General features: G+C 69.1%; 14 protein-coding genes. 11 read left to right on the top strand and 3 right to left on the bottom strand.

The window, feature by feature from the left end; genetic code table 11:
* Nucleotides 1-2: 2 nt before the first annotated feature.
* The 6 genes from gcvH (at nucleotide 3) to ATK36_RS08625 (ending at nucleotide 6,740) form a co-directional block, all read left to right on the top strand.
* A complete protein-coding gene (gene gcvH, locus ATK36_RS08650) occupies nucleotides 3-380 on the top strand; it encodes a glycine cleavage system protein GcvH (RefSeq protein ID WP_098510794.1) in 378 nt (125 codons plus the stop codon).
* Nucleotides 380-1,654, top strand: coding sequence for a serine hydroxymethyltransferase (gene glyA, locus ATK36_RS08645; protein WP_098510793.1), 1,275 nt, complete (start codon nucleotides 380-382; stop codon nucleotides 1,652-1,654). Before gcvH ends, glyA begins: the two co-directional genes overlap by 1 nt.
* Entirely contained in the window at nucleotides 1,651-2,655 is a 1,005-nt protein-coding gene (gene lipA, locus ATK36_RS08640) for a lipoyl synthase (RefSeq protein WP_098510792.1), read from the top strand. Before glyA ends, lipA begins: the two co-directional genes overlap by 4 nt.
* A 16-nt stretch (nucleotides 2,656-2,671) precedes the next feature.
* Nucleotides 2,672-4,045 (top strand): L-serine ammonia-lyase, encoded by a 1,374-nt coding sequence (locus ATK36_RS08635; protein ID WP_098510791.1) that lies wholly within the window; start codon nucleotides 2,672-2,674, stop codon nucleotides 4,043-4,045.
* A gap of 68 nt (nucleotides 4,046-4,113) precedes the next feature.
* Nucleotides 4,114-4,833, top strand: coding sequence for a FadR/GntR family transcriptional regulator (locus ATK36_RS08630; RefSeq protein ID WP_170069667.1), 720 nt, complete (start codon nucleotides 4,114-4,116; stop codon nucleotides 4,831-4,833).
* Nucleotides 4,834-4,886: 53 nt separating this feature from the next.
* Nucleotides 4,887-6,740: a transglycosylase domain-containing protein gene (locus ATK36_RS08625; RefSeq protein WP_245914525.1), complete on the top strand. Its 1,854-nt coding sequence runs from the start codon at nucleotides 4,887-4,889 to the stop codon at nucleotides 6,738-6,740.
* 144 nt (nucleotides 6,741-6,884) lie between these two features.
* On the opposite strand, the gene ATK36_RS08620 is transcribed toward ATK36_RS08625, so the two are convergent.
* Together ATK36_RS08620 and ATK36_RS08615 are read right to left on the bottom strand one after the other, a co-directional pair.
* Nucleotides 6,885-7,712 carry an ABC transporter ATP-binding protein gene (locus ATK36_RS08620; RefSeq protein ID WP_098510790.1) on the bottom strand — a complete coding sequence of 276 codons (828 nt, stop codon included), beginning with the start codon at nucleotides 7,710-7,712 and terminating at the stop codon, nucleotides 6,885-6,887.
* Nucleotides 7,713-7,938: 226 nt separating this feature from the next.
* Nucleotides 7,939-8,181, bottom strand: a complete 243-nt coding sequence (locus ATK36_RS08615; RefSeq protein WP_245914523.1) for a hypothetical protein — start codon at nucleotides 8,179-8,181, stop codon at nucleotides 7,939-7,941.
* A gap of 193 nt (nucleotides 8,182-8,374) precedes the next feature.
* Between ATK36_RS08615 and ATK36_RS08610 the strand changes: the two genes are divergently transcribed.
* From ATK36_RS08610 to ATK36_RS08590, 5 genes are all read left to right on the top strand, one after another.
* The gene (locus ATK36_RS08610; protein ID WP_098510788.1) at nucleotides 8,375-9,622 is read left to right on the top strand and encodes an NAD(P)/FAD-dependent oxidoreductase; all 1,248 of its coding nucleotides are present in this window, start codon (nucleotides 8,375-8,377) and stop codon (nucleotides 9,620-9,622) included.
* A 261-nt stretch (nucleotides 9,623-9,883) separates the two neighbouring features.
* Nucleotides 9,884-11,179 (top strand): enolase C-terminal domain-like protein, encoded by a 1,296-nt coding sequence (locus ATK36_RS08605; protein ID WP_098510787.1) that lies wholly within the window; start codon nucleotides 9,884-9,886, stop codon nucleotides 11,177-11,179.
* 55 nt (nucleotides 11,180-11,234) lie between these two features.
* The gene (locus ATK36_RS08600) at nucleotides 11,235-12,266 is read left to right on the top strand and encodes a sugar ABC transporter substrate-binding protein (RefSeq protein WP_386999223.1); all 1,032 of its coding nucleotides are present in this window, start codon (nucleotides 11,235-11,237) and stop codon (nucleotides 12,264-12,266) included.
* Entirely contained in the window at nucleotides 12,263-13,756 is a 1,494-nt protein-coding gene (locus ATK36_RS08595) for a sugar ABC transporter ATP-binding protein (RefSeq protein ID WP_098510786.1), read from the top strand. Before ATK36_RS08600 ends, ATK36_RS08595 begins: the two co-directional genes overlap by 4 nt.
* Nucleotides 13,749-14,753: an ABC transporter permease gene (locus tag ATK36_RS08590; RefSeq protein WP_098510785.1), complete on the top strand. Its 1,005-nt coding sequence runs from the start codon at nucleotides 13,749-13,751 to the stop codon at nucleotides 14,751-14,753. Before ATK36_RS08595 ends, ATK36_RS08590 begins: the two co-directional genes overlap by 8 nt.
* Nucleotides 14,754-14,790: 37 nt before the next feature.
* Here the strand turns inward: ATK36_RS08590 and ATK36_RS08585 are convergent, their stop codons facing one another.
* Nucleotides 14,791-15,492 carry a FadR/GntR family transcriptional regulator gene (locus tag ATK36_RS08585; protein WP_098510784.1) on the bottom strand — a complete coding sequence of 234 codons (702 nt, stop codon included), beginning with the start codon at nucleotides 15,490-15,492 and terminating at the stop codon, nucleotides 14,791-14,793.
* Nucleotides 15,493-15,528 lie beyond the last annotated feature (36 nt).

Here is a 15,528-nt window from a genome sequence, read left to right as displayed (position 1 = left end):
AAATGAGCGTCCCCGAAAACCTGTCCTACACCAAGGAACACGAGTGGCTGTCGGTCGCCGACGGGGTGGCCACGGTGGGCATCACCGCGTTCGCCGCCGAGTCGCTCGGTGACATCGTGTTCGTGCAGCTGCCCGCGGCCGGGACCCAGGTCACCGCGGGCGAGGTGTTCGGCGAGGTCGAGTCGACGAAGTCGGTCAGCGAGCTGTACTCGCCGGTCAGCGGCGAGGTGACCGAGGTGAACGAGACCACCGCGGACAGTCCGGAGATCGTCAACTCCGACCCCTACACCGAGGGCTGGCTGGTCAAGGTGCGGCTGACCGGCGAGGTACCGCAGCTGCTCGACGCCGCCGCCTACACCGAGTTCACCCAGGAGAGCTGATGACCACCTTCGACGCCCGCTTGTCCGAAGTGGACCCCGAGGTGGCCGCCGCGGTCGCCGCCGAGCTGGATCGCCAGCAGTCCACTTTGGAAATGATCGCTTCGGAGAACTTCGCGCCGGCCGGCGTGCTCGAAGCGCAGGGTTCGGTACTGACCAACAAGTACGCCGAGGGCTACCCCGGCCGTCGCTACTACGGTGGCTGCGAGCACGTCGACGTGGTCGAGCAGCTCGCGATCGACCGGGCGAAGGCGCTGTTCGGCGCGGAGCACGCGAACGTGCAGCCGCATTCGGGCGCGCAGGCCAACGCGGCGGCGATGTTCGCCGTGCTGAAGCCCGGCGACACCATCCTCGGTCTCGACCTCGCGCACGGCGGGCACCTCACGCACGGGATGAAGATCAATTTCTCCGGCAAGCTGTACACCGTGGTCGCCTACCACGTCGACAAGGAGACCGGGATAGTCGATCTGGCGGAGATCGAGCGGCTGGCGGTCGAGCACCGGCCGAAGCTGATCGTGGCCGGCTGGTCGGCCTACCCGCGGCAGCTGGACTTCGCCGAGTTCCGCCGGATCGCCGACCTGGTGGACGCGAAGCTGATGGTGGACATGGCGCACTTCGCCGGGTTGGTGGCCGCCGGGCTGCACCCCTCGCCGGTGCCGCACGCGGACATCGTCACGACCACCACGCACAAGACGCTCGGCGGTCCGCGGGGCGGCCTGATCCTGTGCCGCGAGGCGCTGGCGAAGAAGATCAATTCGGCGGTGTTCCCCGGTCAGCAGGGCGGGCCGCTGGAGCACGTGATCGCGGCCAAGGCGGTGGCACTGAAGATCGCCGCGAGCGACGAGTTCCGCGAACGGCAGGAGCGCACGCTGGCCGGTTCGCGGCTGCTCGCCGATCGGCTCTCGCGTCCGGACTGCGCGGCAGCGGGCGTGCGGGTGCTCACCGGCGGCACGGACGTGCACCTGGTGCTGGTCGACCTGGTCCAGTCCGCATTGGACGGACAGCAGGCCGAGGACCGGCTGCACTCGGTCGGCATCACGGTCAACCGCAACGCGGTGCCGTTCGACCCGCGGCCGCCGATGGTCACCTCGGGCCTGCGCATCGGCACCCCGGCGCTGGCCACCCGCGGCTTCGGGACCGAGGACTTCGCCGAGGTCGCGGATGTGATCGCCGAGGCGCTGAAGGCGGACTTCGACGAGTCCGTGCGGCAGACGCTGCGCGGCCGGGTCGAGCTGCTGGCCAAGAAGCACCCGCTGTACGCGGACCTGCCGCGATGACCGCCCAGCCGGAGGGGCGGAAGTTGTTGCGGCTTGAGGTGCGTAACAGTGAGACGCCGATTGAGCGGAAGCCGTCGTGGATTCGGACTCGGGTGCGGATGGGTCCGGAGTTTTCGGAGTTGAAGGGTTTGGTGCGTCGTGAGGGTTTGCATACGGTGTGTGAGGAGGCGGGGTGTCCCAATATTTATGAGTGTTGGGAGGATCGTGAGGCGACGTTTCTGATTGGTGGGGATCAGTGCACGCGGCGGTGTGATTTCTGCCAGATCGACACCGGCAAACCTGCGGCGCTGGATCGTACGGAGCCGCGGAAGGTCGCCGAGTCGGTGCAGGCGATGGGACTGCGGTATTCGACGATCACCGGGGTCGCGCGGGACGATCTGGCCGACGGCGGTGCGTGGCTGTACGCGGAGACGGTGCGGCTGATCCACGCCTTGAACCCCGGCACCGGCGTCGAGTTGCTGATCCCGGATTTCAACGCCGACCCGGATCAGCTGGCCGAGGTCTTCGGGTCGGGGCCGGAGGTGCTGGCGCACAATGTGGAGACTGTGCCGCGGATTTTCAAGCGGATCCGTCCGGGGTTCCGGTACGCGCGGTCGCTGGAGGTGATCACGCGGGCGCGTGCGGCGGGGCTGGTGACGAAGTCGAACCTGATCCTCGGGATGGGGGAGACCCCGGACGAGGTCGGTGTGGCGTTGCGGGAGTTGTTCGAGGCGGGCTGCGAGATCATCACGATCACCCAGTACCTGCGCCCCTCGCCCCGGCACCACCCGGTGGACAGGTGGGTCAAGCCCGAGGAGTTCGTCGCCCACGCCGAGACAGCGAAGGAGATCGGGTTCCCCGGCGTCATGGCCGGGCCTCTGGTCCGTTCGTCGTATCGCGCGGGGCGGCTCTACGCCCAGACCAAGGCGCATCGGGGCGAGGAGCTGCCGGACAACCTCGCCCACCTCACTGCCGAAGGACCAGCAGCACAAGAAGCCAGCAGCGTACTGGCGAGGAACTAGGAGAAGGGGCGGATCAATGGCGATCAGCGTCTTCGACCTGTTTTCCATCGGCATCGGCCCGTCGAGTTCGCACACCGTCGGGCCGATGCGGGCCGCGCGGACCTTTGTGGACGGTCTCGCGGACGAGGGCGTCCTCGGCCGGGTGAGCAGGGTGCGGGCCGACCTGTTCGGCTCGCTCGGCGCGACCGGGTTCGGGCACGGCAGCGACAAGGCGGTGCTGCTGGGGCTGTCCGGGGAGCGTCCGGAAGCGATCGACACGGACACCGTGGCGGCGAAGGTCGCCGCGATCCGCGAATCCGGGCGGCTGCTCGCCGGCGGACGGCAGGAGGTCGTGTTCACCGAGGACACCGATCTCACCATGCACCGCCGGAAATCGCTGCCCGCGCACCCGAACGGAATGATCTTCCGCGCGTTCGCCGCCGACGGCGCGCTGCTGCGTGAACGCACGTATTACTCGGTGGGCGGCGGGTTCGTGCGGGACGAATCGTTCGAGACCGACACGGTGTTCGTCGAGGACTCGACGCCGGTGCAGTATCCGTTCCGCACCGGCGCGGATCTGCTGGCGCACTGCGCGGAGACCGGCCTGCCGGTCAGCGAGATCATGCTGCGCAACGAGCTTTCCTGGCGTACCCGGGAGGAGATCCGGACCGGGCTGCTGGAGATCTGGCAGGTGATGGCCGAGTGCGTGCACAGCGGCTGCACTCACGAGGGCGTGCTGCCCGGCGGTCTTCGCGTGCCGAGGCGGGCGAAAGCGTTACACGACAAGCTCCTCGCCGAAGACGGCTCCGGCGATCCGTTGTACGCCATGGATTGGGTGAGCCTGTACGCGCTCGCGGTGAACGAGGAGAACGCCGCGGGCGGGCGCGTGGTGACCGCCCCGACCAACGGCGCGGCCGGGATCATCCCCGCGGTCCTGCACTACTACCAGCGGTTCATCCCCGGCGCCTCGGACTACGGCATCGTCACCTTCCTGCTCACCGCCGGTGCGCTCGGCTCGATCCTGAAACAGACCGGTTCGATCTCCGGCGCGGAGGTCGGCTGCCAGGGCGAGGTGGGTTCGGCTTCGGCGATGGCCGCGGCCGGGCTGGCCGAGGTGCTGGGTGGCTCGCCCGCGCAGGTGGAGAACGCCGCCGAGATCGGGGTCGAACACCACCTGGGCCTGACCTGCGATCCGGTGGGCGGCCTGGTGCAGATCCCCTGCATCGAACGCAACGCGGTCGGTGCCTCGAAGGCCATCCACGCCGCCCGGATGGCGCTGCGTGGTGACGGCAGTCATGTGGTCACGCTGGACAAGGCGATCAAGACGATGCGGGAGACCGGTGCGGACATGTCGGTCAAGTACAAGGAGACCGCCCGTGGTGGCCTGGCGGTGAACGTCATCGAGTGCTGAGCCCGGCCGTCGTGTGGCAGGTTCTTCGCGACGGGTCCACGGTGGCCGGGAGGCCTAGACTCGGTCGCGTGGAACCCTCGGTGGTGAGTGCGAACGAGGCGCTGTTCCGGCCCGTGCGCGCCGGGAACGCCTTCGAGGAGACGGTCGAGCGGTTGCTGCAGGCCATCCGGCTCGGCGTGGTCGGCGCGGGCGAGCGGCTGCCGTCCGAGCGGGAGCTGGCCGAGCGGCTCGGGGTGAGCCGCGTCACCCTGCGCGAGGCGATCCGTGCGCTGGCCGACGCGGGGTATGTGGTGTCGCGGCGCGGGCGGTACGGGGGCACGTTCGTGAGCGAGGTGCTGCCCGAGCCGGCCGCGCGGGCCACGGGGGCCGTCGACGCCGCGGGGTTCGAGGACGTGCTGTGCCTGCGGTACGTGCTGGAGACCGGTGCCGCGGAAGCGGCCGCCGCGCGTACCTTGAGCCCGGCCGACCGGCAGCATCTCACCGGCGCGCTCGCCGAGGCCGAGGCGGCCGGGCTCGGCGACTACCGGCGCCGGGACTCCCGGCTGCATCTGGCGATCGCCGAGGTCACCGCGTCCGGCTCGCTGACCACGGCGGTCGCCGACGCGCGCACGCGGGTCAACCAGCTGCTCGACCGCATCCCGCTGCTCGAACCGAACCTGGAGCACTCCAACGCGCAGCACGAGGCGATCGTCGACGCGATACTGGCCGGCGATTCGGGGGCCGCACGGCAGGCGATGGCCGACCACGTCGACGGGACCGCTTCGTTACTGAGAGCGTTCCTCGCGTGAATTGACCACCGGATCCGATGAACCTTTTCACCGGTTCGATCGTCATGTCTCCTGTGGAGATCTCGACTGAGCGTGCGCGGACCGCCGAGAACGACCGGGCTCCCCGGCGGCGGCGGTGGCGCCGGATCCGGCGGATCGGCTACGGCGTGGCAGGGGCGGTCGTGGGCCTGCCGATGATCGCGTTCTGGCTGGCCTATCTGCTGATGGACGTCCGCAGCCCGCAGGAGGTGCTGTCCTCGCTGGACAAGACCGTCACCCTGCGGTACACCGACGGCAGCCCGCTGCTGCGCATCCTGCCCGGCGACGGCGACCGGCGCTTCGTGCCCTACGCCAAGGTGCCGAAGAAACTGCGCGAAGCGATCGTGGCGACCGAGGACCCCACGTTCTGGGAGAATTCCGGCTTCGACCCGACCGGGATCGGCCGCGCGCTGTTCACCGGCTTCGGCGGCGGCTCCGGGATCACCCAGCAGTACATCAAGAAGTCCACCGGCGACGCGGACGCGACGATCGCCCGGAAACTGGCGGAGCTGGTGCTCGCCACGAAGATCACCCAGCAGCAGAGCAAGGAAAAGATCTTCGAGAGCTATGTCAACATCATCTCCTTCGGCCGCAACACGTTCGGGCCCGCGGCGGCGATGAACGCGTTCTTCGGCCGCCCGCTCGACGACAGCATGACCTGGAGCGAGGCGGCCTTCCTGGCCGGGATGATCCAGTCGCCCTCGGTGCACGACCCGGCGGCGTCCGGCGAGGCGCACGCCGCCAAGCGCTGGACCTACGTGCGGGACAAGCTTGTCGCACGCGGGTATGTGCGGGGCGTCGAGGCGTCCGCGATGAACTACCCGGGAGCGGAGATCCGTCCTCCCGCCCAGACCCGCGAGCGGCTGAGTTACGGCCAATACCATGTGAAACAGCAGGTGCTGGCCGAGCTGGAACGGGACGGTTTTCCGCTTTCCCGCCTGCAGCAAGGGAATCTGACCGTGCAGACGACTCTTGACCAGGGTGCGCAGACCGCTGCGCTCGCCGCGGTGAAGAACCGGCTGAAGAACGAGCCGAAGGAGCTTCGCGGCGGCGTGGTGTCCGTGGACCCGTCGAATGGCGCGGTGCGCGCCTACGACGGCGGCGACCACGGCGTACGCGACTACGCGAGCACCCCGCGTCCGCTCGGCTCGGCGTTCTACCCGTTCACGCTGGCTGCCGGGCTTCGCGCGGGCGCCTCGCCGGACGAGCGTGCCGCGGAGCCGGAAAAGATCAACTTCTTCGGGGAGGACTTCACCTACCCGAAGGTGTGCCCGCAGAAGTGCACGTTGCGCACGGCGATGGCGTCTTCCGCGAACACGCCCTACATCGCTCTCGCGCGGCGGCTCGGACCGGACGCGGTGAGCGCCGCGACCCGCGACGCCGGCATTCCGGAGTCCGTGGACGGGAACCCGACTTTGCGCGAGAAGGACGGCTACCTGATCGGCTCGGGCATCGCCGTCGGGCGCTATCCGCTGCGACTGCTCGACGTTGCCGGTGCGTACGCGACATTCGCGGCAGGCGGTATGCGGGCGACGCCGCACCTGGTGGACAAGATTCTCAACCAAAACGGCGAGGTGGTGTGGCAGCACGACGACCATCCGACGCCCGCGTTCTCCCCGGACCAGGACACCAGCCGCCGGATCGCCGGCCAGGTGACCTCCACCCTGTCCGATGGCCACGCCGCGGCGCTGCGTACCGGCGAGTTCCAGTACGCCGAATCGTCGGACAACCAGGACGCCTGGGCCGTCGGCTACACGTCTCGGCTGGCCACCGCGGTGTGGGTCGGCGCCGACGAGGACCGGAAACTCGTGGACGCGAACGGCGAGAAGCTCACCGGCGCCACGCTGCCCGCCGACATCTGGCGGACGGTGATGAACCGCAGATCCTGAGCGCTGTGAAGGGTCCCTTCACGGACCCAGATTCCGTGAAGGGCCCCCTTCACGGACCTCCGCGGCCTGCGCACGGCCCCTCACGCCGACTTTGCCGGAACCCTGGACCCAGATTCCGTGAAGGGGTCCTTCACCGACCGGGGGTCAGGCCACGCGCCGGTCCGCCTTCGGGATGACCAGCGGGGTCCCGGTCTCCGGGCAGTCCATCACCCGGCACGGGAGTTCGAAGATGCGGGCCACGTTCTCCTCCGTCACCACTTCCGCGGGGGTCCCGGTGGCCAGCACCTCGCCGTCGCGCATGGCGATGAGGTGGGTGGCGTAGCGGGCGGCGTGGTTGAGGTCGTGCAGCACCGCGACCAGGGTGCGGCCCTGGTTCGCGTGCAGATCCGCGCACAGGTCGAGGATGTCCATCTGGTGCGCGATGTCCAGGTACGTGGTCGGCTCGTCGAGCAGCAGCAGTTCGGTCTGCTGGGCGAGCGCCATCGCCATCCACACGCGCTGGCGCTGTCCGCCGGACAGCTCGTCGACGAGGCGTTCGGCGAGGTCGGCCACCCCGGTGGCGCGCATGGACTCGGTGACCACCGCGGCGTCCTCGCGGGACCACTGGCGCAGCAGCTTCTGGTGCGGGTACCGGCCGCGGGAGACCAGATCGGCCACGGTGATGCCGTCCGGGGCGACCGAACTCTGTGGCAGCAGCCCGAGCCGGCGGGCCACTTCCTTCGCGCCGTAGCTGGAGATCACCTCGCCGTCGAGGAACACCGAGCCCTTGCGGGGCTTGAGCATCCGCGAGAGCGCGCGCAGCAGCGTGGTCTTGCCGCAGGCGTTGGGGCCGACGATGACCGTGAACGACTTGTCCGGGATCACCACGCCGAGCGATTCGGCGACGGTGCGCCCGTCGTAGGCCAGGGTCAGTTCTTCGGCGTGCAACCGCGGCTCGGTCCGGGCCGGGGCGTCCTCGATCGTCTGTGCCACAGAGGTAAGGCTAACCTAGCGATCCCCGTTCGGGGAGTTCCGTTCGTCGCATCGCCGAGGGTGACCGGACGGTGCCGGTTCCGCCGCGGTGCCTTGAGAATGCCGCGCTGCGCAAGCGTATTCGTGGGCTGGAGGAGTCGTTTCCGCCGTGGGGCCGCTTCCCGGAAAGGCCCGTCGCGCCGGTCGTGAAGCAGGTGGTCGTGGCCAGGTGTCTGCCGGGCCGCACCTACTCGGAGGTAGGTGTCAGGTTCCCGGTGCGTGGTGCCGGTGCGGCCATCGTCACCACGGCGTCCCGCAGCGCGGCCCGCAACCTGCCGACCTCAAGAGGGCCGAGTACCGCCGCCTCGCCGGGTGGCGCGACCAGCACGATCTTGTCGTCCGTACCTACGAATACCGTCAGATCCCGGCGCCTGCCCGCCAGATCCCGGCAGCCGACCGACCATTCGTCCCGCTCGTCCCGCCCAGTCACGGCCCTCGCCCTCCGATCCACACCGCTTCGCATGTCCTTCGTGCCGCGGTGGGACCGGGGGTGCCGGGGGCTCTTACGCCGGTTCACCCGAATTGCCTACTGCCGGGTATTCCGCGCTCGCGCGAGATGTGGCGAAGCGGGGACGGGAGTAGCGTCCGGGCGCAGGTGCGGGCACCAGGAGGGACAAGCGGACATGGCGGAACTCCGGAAGATCGTCGTCATCGGAGCCGGCCTGGCGGGGGCATCCGCCGCGGCCGCGATACGGGAGCGCGGATTCGGCGGCGAGGTGCTGCTGCTCGGCGCGGAATCGCACCGGCCCTACGAGCTGCCGCCGCTGTCGAAGGGGGTGCTGCTCGGCGCCGCCGACGAGCCCGACTGGGTGCGTGCCGAAGGATTTTACGCTGAGCACGACATCCAGCTGTCGTCCGGAGTCGCCGCGACGCGGCTGGAGCTGGGCGCGCGGCTCGTCCTCGACGATGCCGGCGGCGAGCACCGGTACGACAGGCTCGTCCTGGCCACGGGTTCGCAGCCGCGGAAGCTGAACGTGCCCGGCGGCGATCTGCCCGGCCTGTACACGCTTCGGACGATCGATGACTCGTTGAAGCTGCGCGCCGCCTTCGCCCAGGCTCAGCGCGTGGTGATCGTCGGCGCGGGCTGGATCGGTACCGAGGCGGCCGCGGCTGCGCGTACGCAGGGAGCCGAGGTCACTGTCGTGGCGCCGGAGAAGCTGCCGCTTGCGAACGTACTCGGCGCCGAAGTTGCGGGCGCCTTCCGGAATCTGCATACCGAGCACGGTGTGCAGTGGCGGCTCGGTGAGGGCGTTGCTGCGATTACCGGAGACACCGAGCCTACCGGCGTACGGCTGATCAGCGGTGACGAGATACCGGCCGACGTAGTGCTGATCGCGGTGGGCGCGGCCCCTCGGGTCGATCTTGCGCACGCGGCGGGCCTGGAAATCGCTGACGACGGTGGGGTGGGCGTCGACGCGGGTCTGCGTACGGCGGCGCCTGATGTGTACGCGGTCGGTGACATCGCTTCGCACTTCCATCCCCGTTACGGCCGCCGCGTACGCGTCGAGCACTGGGCGACGGCGCGTGGGCAGGGTACGCATGTCGCGGGCAATCTCTTCGGCGAGAACGAGCCGTACCTGGACTCTCCGTATTTCTTCACCGATCAGTACGAGCCGGACAAGGGCGGCCCGGCGATCGGCTGCGAATACCGTGGCCTCGCGGATCCGGAGAACGACCGGCTCGTGGTCCGAGGCGATCTGGCGGCCTACGACTTCACCGCGTTCTGGCTGGGTTCCGACGGTGTGGTGCACGCGGCGATGAACGTGAACCAGTGGGACGACGGGGATGCGTTGCAGCGTTTGGTGGATGAGCGGATCAGCGTGACCGCCGAGCAGCTGGCCGACGGGAATCTCGCCGACCTCGGCGGGTGAGTGGATCGGGCGGGTGGGGGAGCGCGAATCCGCTGAACGGGGGATGGCGCCGGGTCCGCCATTCGGGATCGGATCAATTTGTCCGGCAGCAGGCCGAGAACTCTGGATCTCCCGCACGGTGATCCGCTATACATCGGATGTATCGCGAAGCTGGAGTGAGAGGGGATACGTCCGTGCGGTTCGAGCGCCTCGGGGCGGCCGGCGACGTCGCGGAGCCGGAGATCGACGGTCGCGGCCGGCTGACCTTGCGGCGGGCCTGACATGCCGAAGATCGTGGGCCTGGAAGTCCACGACATCCGCTTCCCGACTTCGCGGGAGCTGGACGGTTCCGACGCGATGAACCCGGATCCGGACTACTCGGCCGCGTACGTCGAACTGCGCACCGACGACGGTCCGGACGGCTACGGGCTCGCCTTCACGATCGGGCGTGGCAACGACGTTCAGGCCGCGGCCATCCGCGCTCTGGCCCCGCTCGTCGTCGGCCGTGCGGTGCCCGAGGACGCGCAGGGGCTCGGAGCGTTGTCGGCCGAACTCGTCGGTGATTCGCAATTTCGCTGGCTGGGTCCGGAAAAAGGCGTCGCGCACATGGCGATCGGTGCGGTGGTCAACGCGGCGTGGGACCTGGCCGCTCGCCGTGCGGAGCTGCCGGTGTGGCGGTTTGCCGCGGGCATGACTCCGGAAGAGCTGGTCTCCCTGGTCGACTTCCGGTACCTGTCCGATGCGCTCACCGAGCAGGAGGCGCTGGACATCCTCCGTGAAGCGGAACCGGGCCGGGCAGAACGGATCGCGAAGCTGGAAGCCGAGGGCTACCGCGCATACAGCACGTCGCCCGGCTGGCTCGGCTACTCCGACGCGAAGCTGGTGCGGCTGGCCCGGCAGGCTGTGGCCGACGGCTTCGGGATGATCAAGCTGAAGGTCGGCGGCAGGCTTGAGGACGACGTACGGCGGATGAAGCTGGTTCGCGAGACGGTCGGCCCGGAGGTCGGCATCGCGGTCGATGCGAACCAGCGTTGGGACGTGGCCACCGCGGTTTCGTGGATGACCGAGCTGGCGCCGTTCGACCCGTACTGGATCGAGGAGCCGACTTCGCCCGACGACGTACTCGGGCACGCCGCCATCGCGAAGGCGCTCGCGCCGATCCGCGTTGCCACCGGGGAGCACGTGCAGAACCGTGTGGTGTTCAAACAACTACTGCAGGCCGACGCGATCAAGGTGCTGCAGCTGGACGCCGCGCGCGTCGGCGGGGTGAACGAGAACCTCGCGATCCTTCTGCTGGCGGCCAAGTTCGGTGTGCCGGTGTGCCCGCACGCGGGCGGGGTCGGGCTCTGCGAGCTGGTCCGGCACCTGTCCTTACTGGACTTCGTGGCAGTGTCGGGGAACGACGAGGACCGCGCCATCGAATGGGTCGACCACCTGCACGAGCACTTCACCGACCCGGCCGTCGTGCGCGACGGCCGCTACCTGGCTCCCGTCGCACCCGGATTCTCCGCGCGGATGCACGACGCGACTCTGCGCCGTTTCCGCTTTCCGGATGGTCCGGAGTGGACGGATCGGTGAAGGAACTCGGCGGCCTGGTCACCGGATTCGACCTGGCCCCATCAAGGAGGATTCGGTGCGTACGAAGGTGATCCGGCTGGCTGCCGCGATGGCCGCGAGCGGGCTGGCGCTCGCCGGATGCGGGTCCATAAAGGACAAGACGGCCACATCCGGGACCGGTGGCCGGATCGGCGTGACGGTGCCGCTGCTGACCTCGCCGTTCTGGCAGGCCTATCACAACTATGTGCCGCGGATGGCGAAGCAGCAGGGGCTCGACGCGTTGCCGGCGGTGAACGCGGATAACGATTCGGCCAAACTGATCACCGATATCGGTACGCTGCTGACCGAGGGTGTCCGCGGGCTGGTGGTCACGCCGGTCGATTCCGCGGCCGTGGTGGCCGGGTTGAAACAGGCGGACAACAAGGGCGTTCCGGTGGTTTCGGTGGACGTCGCGCCCGAAGGCGGCAAGGTGGCCATGGTCGTGCGCGCGGACAATCGCGCCTACGGCGTCAATGCCTGCGACGCGATCGGCCGGCGGATCAAGAGCGGCAAGGTCGTGCAGGTCATGGGCGATCTCGCCTCCGTCAACGGCCGCGATCGCTCGGCCTCGTTCCGTGACTGCATGAAGCAGAAGTATCCGGCGCTCGAGGTGCTGGAGATCCCCGCGGAGTGGAAGGCGGACAAGGCTTCGTCCGGTTTGGACAGTCTGCTCACCGCGAATCCGGATATCAAAGGCGTGTACCTGCAGGCCGGTGGGGTCTACCTGGCCCCGGCCGAACAGGCGCTCAAGCGTAAGAATCTGTTCTTCCCGGCCGGGGATCCGCGGCATGTGGTCACGGTCAGCAACGACGGCATCCCGCAAGAGCTGGCCGCGATCCGCAGCGGCGACCTGGACGCCACCGTTTCGCAGCCCGCCGACGCGTACGCCGAGTACGGCATGTACTGGCTCAAGAAGGCGATGGCGGGCGAGACGTTCAAGCCCGGCCCGACCGACCACGGTTCGCAGATTGTGGAGATCAGTCCGGGAATTCTGGAAGATCAGCTGCCCGCGCCGGTGGTCACCAAGGACAATGTGGACGACAGGGCGCTTTGGGGTAACAACCTGTGAGCGCGCCGGTGGTGCAAGCGGTGGGCGTCGGCAAGCGTTACGGGCCGACGGTCGCCCTGCACGACGTCAGCCTCACCGTGCAACCCGGCGAATCCCATGCCCTCCTCGGCCGGAACGGGGCGGGCAAGTCCACTTTGGTGTCCATCCTCACCGGACTGTCTGCAACGGACAGCGGCAGCGTTTCCTTTGCCGGTGAACCTGCTCCGACGTTGTCCAAAAAGGACGCATGGCAGGCGCGCGTGGCGTGCGTGTACCAGCACGCTATGGTGGTGCCGCAGCTGAGCGTCGCGGAGAACCTGTTCCTCAACCGGCCGGCCCGCGGCGGGTTGATCGGCTGGAAGAAGCTGCGCAGGCAGGCTCGCGAGCTGCTCGATTCCTGGGACGTGCGGGTGGCCGTGGACGCCCCGGCAGGCGAACTGTCCATAGAGGACCGTCAGTTCGTGGAGATCGCCAGGGCGCTCAGCCGTGGCGCGCGGTTCATCGTACTCGACGAGCCGACCGCGCAGCTGGACAGCCAGGCGATCGAGCGGCTCTTCGCGCGTATGCGGCAGATGCAGCAGAGCGGGGTCACGTTCCTGTTCATTTCGCATCACCTGCACGAGGTTTACGAGGTGTGCCAGGCGGTCACCGTGCTGCGCGACGCCCGGCACGTGCTGACCGCGCCGGTCGGGAAGGTCGGCCGGGCCGAACTGGTCGACGCGATGACCGGCGAACAGGACGGGCTCCCGGCCGTCGTCACCCACGCCCCGCCGGCCGCCGACGCAGGGGAAGTACTCACCGTCACCGCGCTTTCCGGCGACGGCTTCCGCGACGTGTCCTTACGGGTCCGTCGCGGCGAGGTGGTCGGACTGGCGGGCAGCAACGCGAGCGGCAAGCACCAGGTCGCCGAGACGGTGTACGGGCTGCGGGCGTCCACAGCAGGAACCGTTGCGGTGGAAGGAAAACCCTTGCCACCCGGCGATATCGCCGCAGCTTTGGAGGCAGGGATCGGCTGTGTGCCTCGTGATCGGCACCATCAAGGGCTCGTGCTCGCCCATTCGATCACGGACAACGCCACGCTGTCCGTGCTCGACCGGATGGGCCGCTGCGGGATCGCGACGCCGAGGGCACGCCGGGCGCGCGGCGCTCGTGCGCTGTCGGACTACGGCATCGTCGCTACCGGACCGGAGCAACCGGTGTCCGATCTGTCCGGTGGCAATCAGCAGAAGGTCGTGCTCGCCCGTGCGCTGGAGCGTGATCCACGCGTGGTGGTGCTGATCAACCCCACCGCGGGCGTGGACGTGAAATCGAAGGAGGCGCTGCTCGCGGTCGTCGACCGGGTGCGGGCCGAGGGGAAGGCGGTGCTGCTGGTGAGCGACGAGCTGGATGATCTGCGCCGGGCCGACCGCGTGCTGGTGCTGCGCGGCGGCGCCCTCGTGGCCGAGCATCGGGCCGGCTGGTCGGATGGGGACCTGGTGGCCGGGATCGAAGGAGCCGGGCGCCATGACTGACGTGCTGACCAGCCCTCGGACGGCGGTGTCCGTGCGGCGGCAGGTGAGGTGGCTGCGTGAGCTGGCGCTGCTGCCCGCGCTGGTGGTCGTGTTCGTGATCGGCGGGTTGATCAGCGACACGTTCCTCAGCTTCGACAACGTGCTGAGTATCCTGTCCGCGGCGGCCGCGTTGTCCCTGGTGGTGCTGGGTGAGTCCCTGGTGCTGCTGACCGGGAAGTTCGACCTGTCGCTCGAATCGACCATGGGCATCGCCCCGGCGATCGGCGCGATGCTGGTGGTCCCGGCCGCATCGTCCGGTTTCGGCACCGGATGGCCTGCTGCGCTCGGGCTGCTCGCGATCCCGGCGGCCGGCGCGCTGATCGGCTTCGTGAACGGTTTCCTGATCGTGAAGCTGAAGCTCAACGCGTTCATCGTGACGCTGGCGATGCTCACCGTGCTGCGCGGTACGCAGATCGGCGCCACCGGCGGCAAGACTCTGTTCGATCGGCTGGACGCGTTCACCGTCCTCGCGACCACCACGTTCGCCGGGCTGCCGATGTCGGTGTGGCTGGCCGCGGCGCTGTTCGCACTGTTCGGGCTCGGTCTGCGCTACCACCGGACGGGCCGGGCGCTGTACGCGATCGGCGGCAACCCGGAGGCGGCGCGTGCCGCGGGGATCCGGGTCGACCGGATCTCCTGGCTTGTGTTCGTGGTGGCCGGAATCCTGGCCGCACTCGGCGGGCTGGCCTACACCGGCTACGTCGGGGCGCTCGGCGCGGATCAGGGCGACGGGCTGATCCTGCAGGTGTTCGCCGCGGCCGTGATCGGCGGGGTTTCGCTAGACGGCGGCAAGGGCACCCTGGTCGGCGCGCTGACCGGGGTCCTGCTGCTGCAGTCGGTGGACAGCCTGCTGCGGATCGCGCAGGTCCCCGCGGAGTGGCTGAAGGCGATCTACGGCGGCATCATCCTGATCGCGCTGATCATCAGCCGTTACGCCGGAGGAAAACCGCAAACCTGACCGACGGCGCTCCGGTGAACATCCGACCTTCGCGCGTTCAGGAGATCGTGGCGGCGGACTTGCCGGGTGTGAGGGTGGTGCGCAGCCACTGCTCGACGCCCGCGATGTGCACCGTGGCCCAGGACCGTGCCACCTCCGGCTCGCGGCAGGCGATCGCCTCGTAGATCGCGACGTGCTGCTGCCGTGTCCTGGCCACGGCCCCTTCCTGGGTGAGCCCTCGCCAGATCCGAGCCCGCGCAGTCGGCCCGGAGAGGCCCTCCAGCAGCGAACACAGCACCGGATTGCCCGAACCTTCCGCGATCTTGCGGTGGAACCGCAGGTCATGGGCCACCAGTTCGGGCACACCCGGCGCTTGGCCCAGCTCGCCGAGCAGGGTGCCCAGCTCGGCGATGTCCGCCTCGCTCATGTGCTGCGCCGCCAGCGCGGTCGCGGCCGGCTCCAGGATCCGGCGCACGGCGAGGAAGTCCAGTACCGTGTCGTCCCGGTGGAAATCGACCACGAGGGTCAGCGCGTCGAGCAGCACGTCCGGTTCCAGGCTGGTCACATAGGTGCCGTCGCCCTGACGCACGTCCAGCACCCGGATCAGGCACAGTGCCTTGACCGCCTCGCGCAGCGAACTGCGCGAGAGGCCAAGCCGCTGGGCCAGCTCGGCCTCTCTGGGCAGCCGGTCACCCGGGGCGAGTTCGCCGGAGACGATCATCTCCTTGATCTTGTCGATCGCGGCATCGGTGACCGGCACGGTGACCGCCCCTCCCTGCAGAGACCTCGGATGTTT

The organism is Amycolatopsis sulphurea (assembly GCF_002564045.1).
GTDB lineage: Bacteria > Actinomycetota > Actinomycetes > Mycobacteriales > Pseudonocardiaceae > Amycolatopsis > Amycolatopsis sulphurea.
This window is presented reverse-complemented; position numbering and strand designations above follow the sequence as displayed.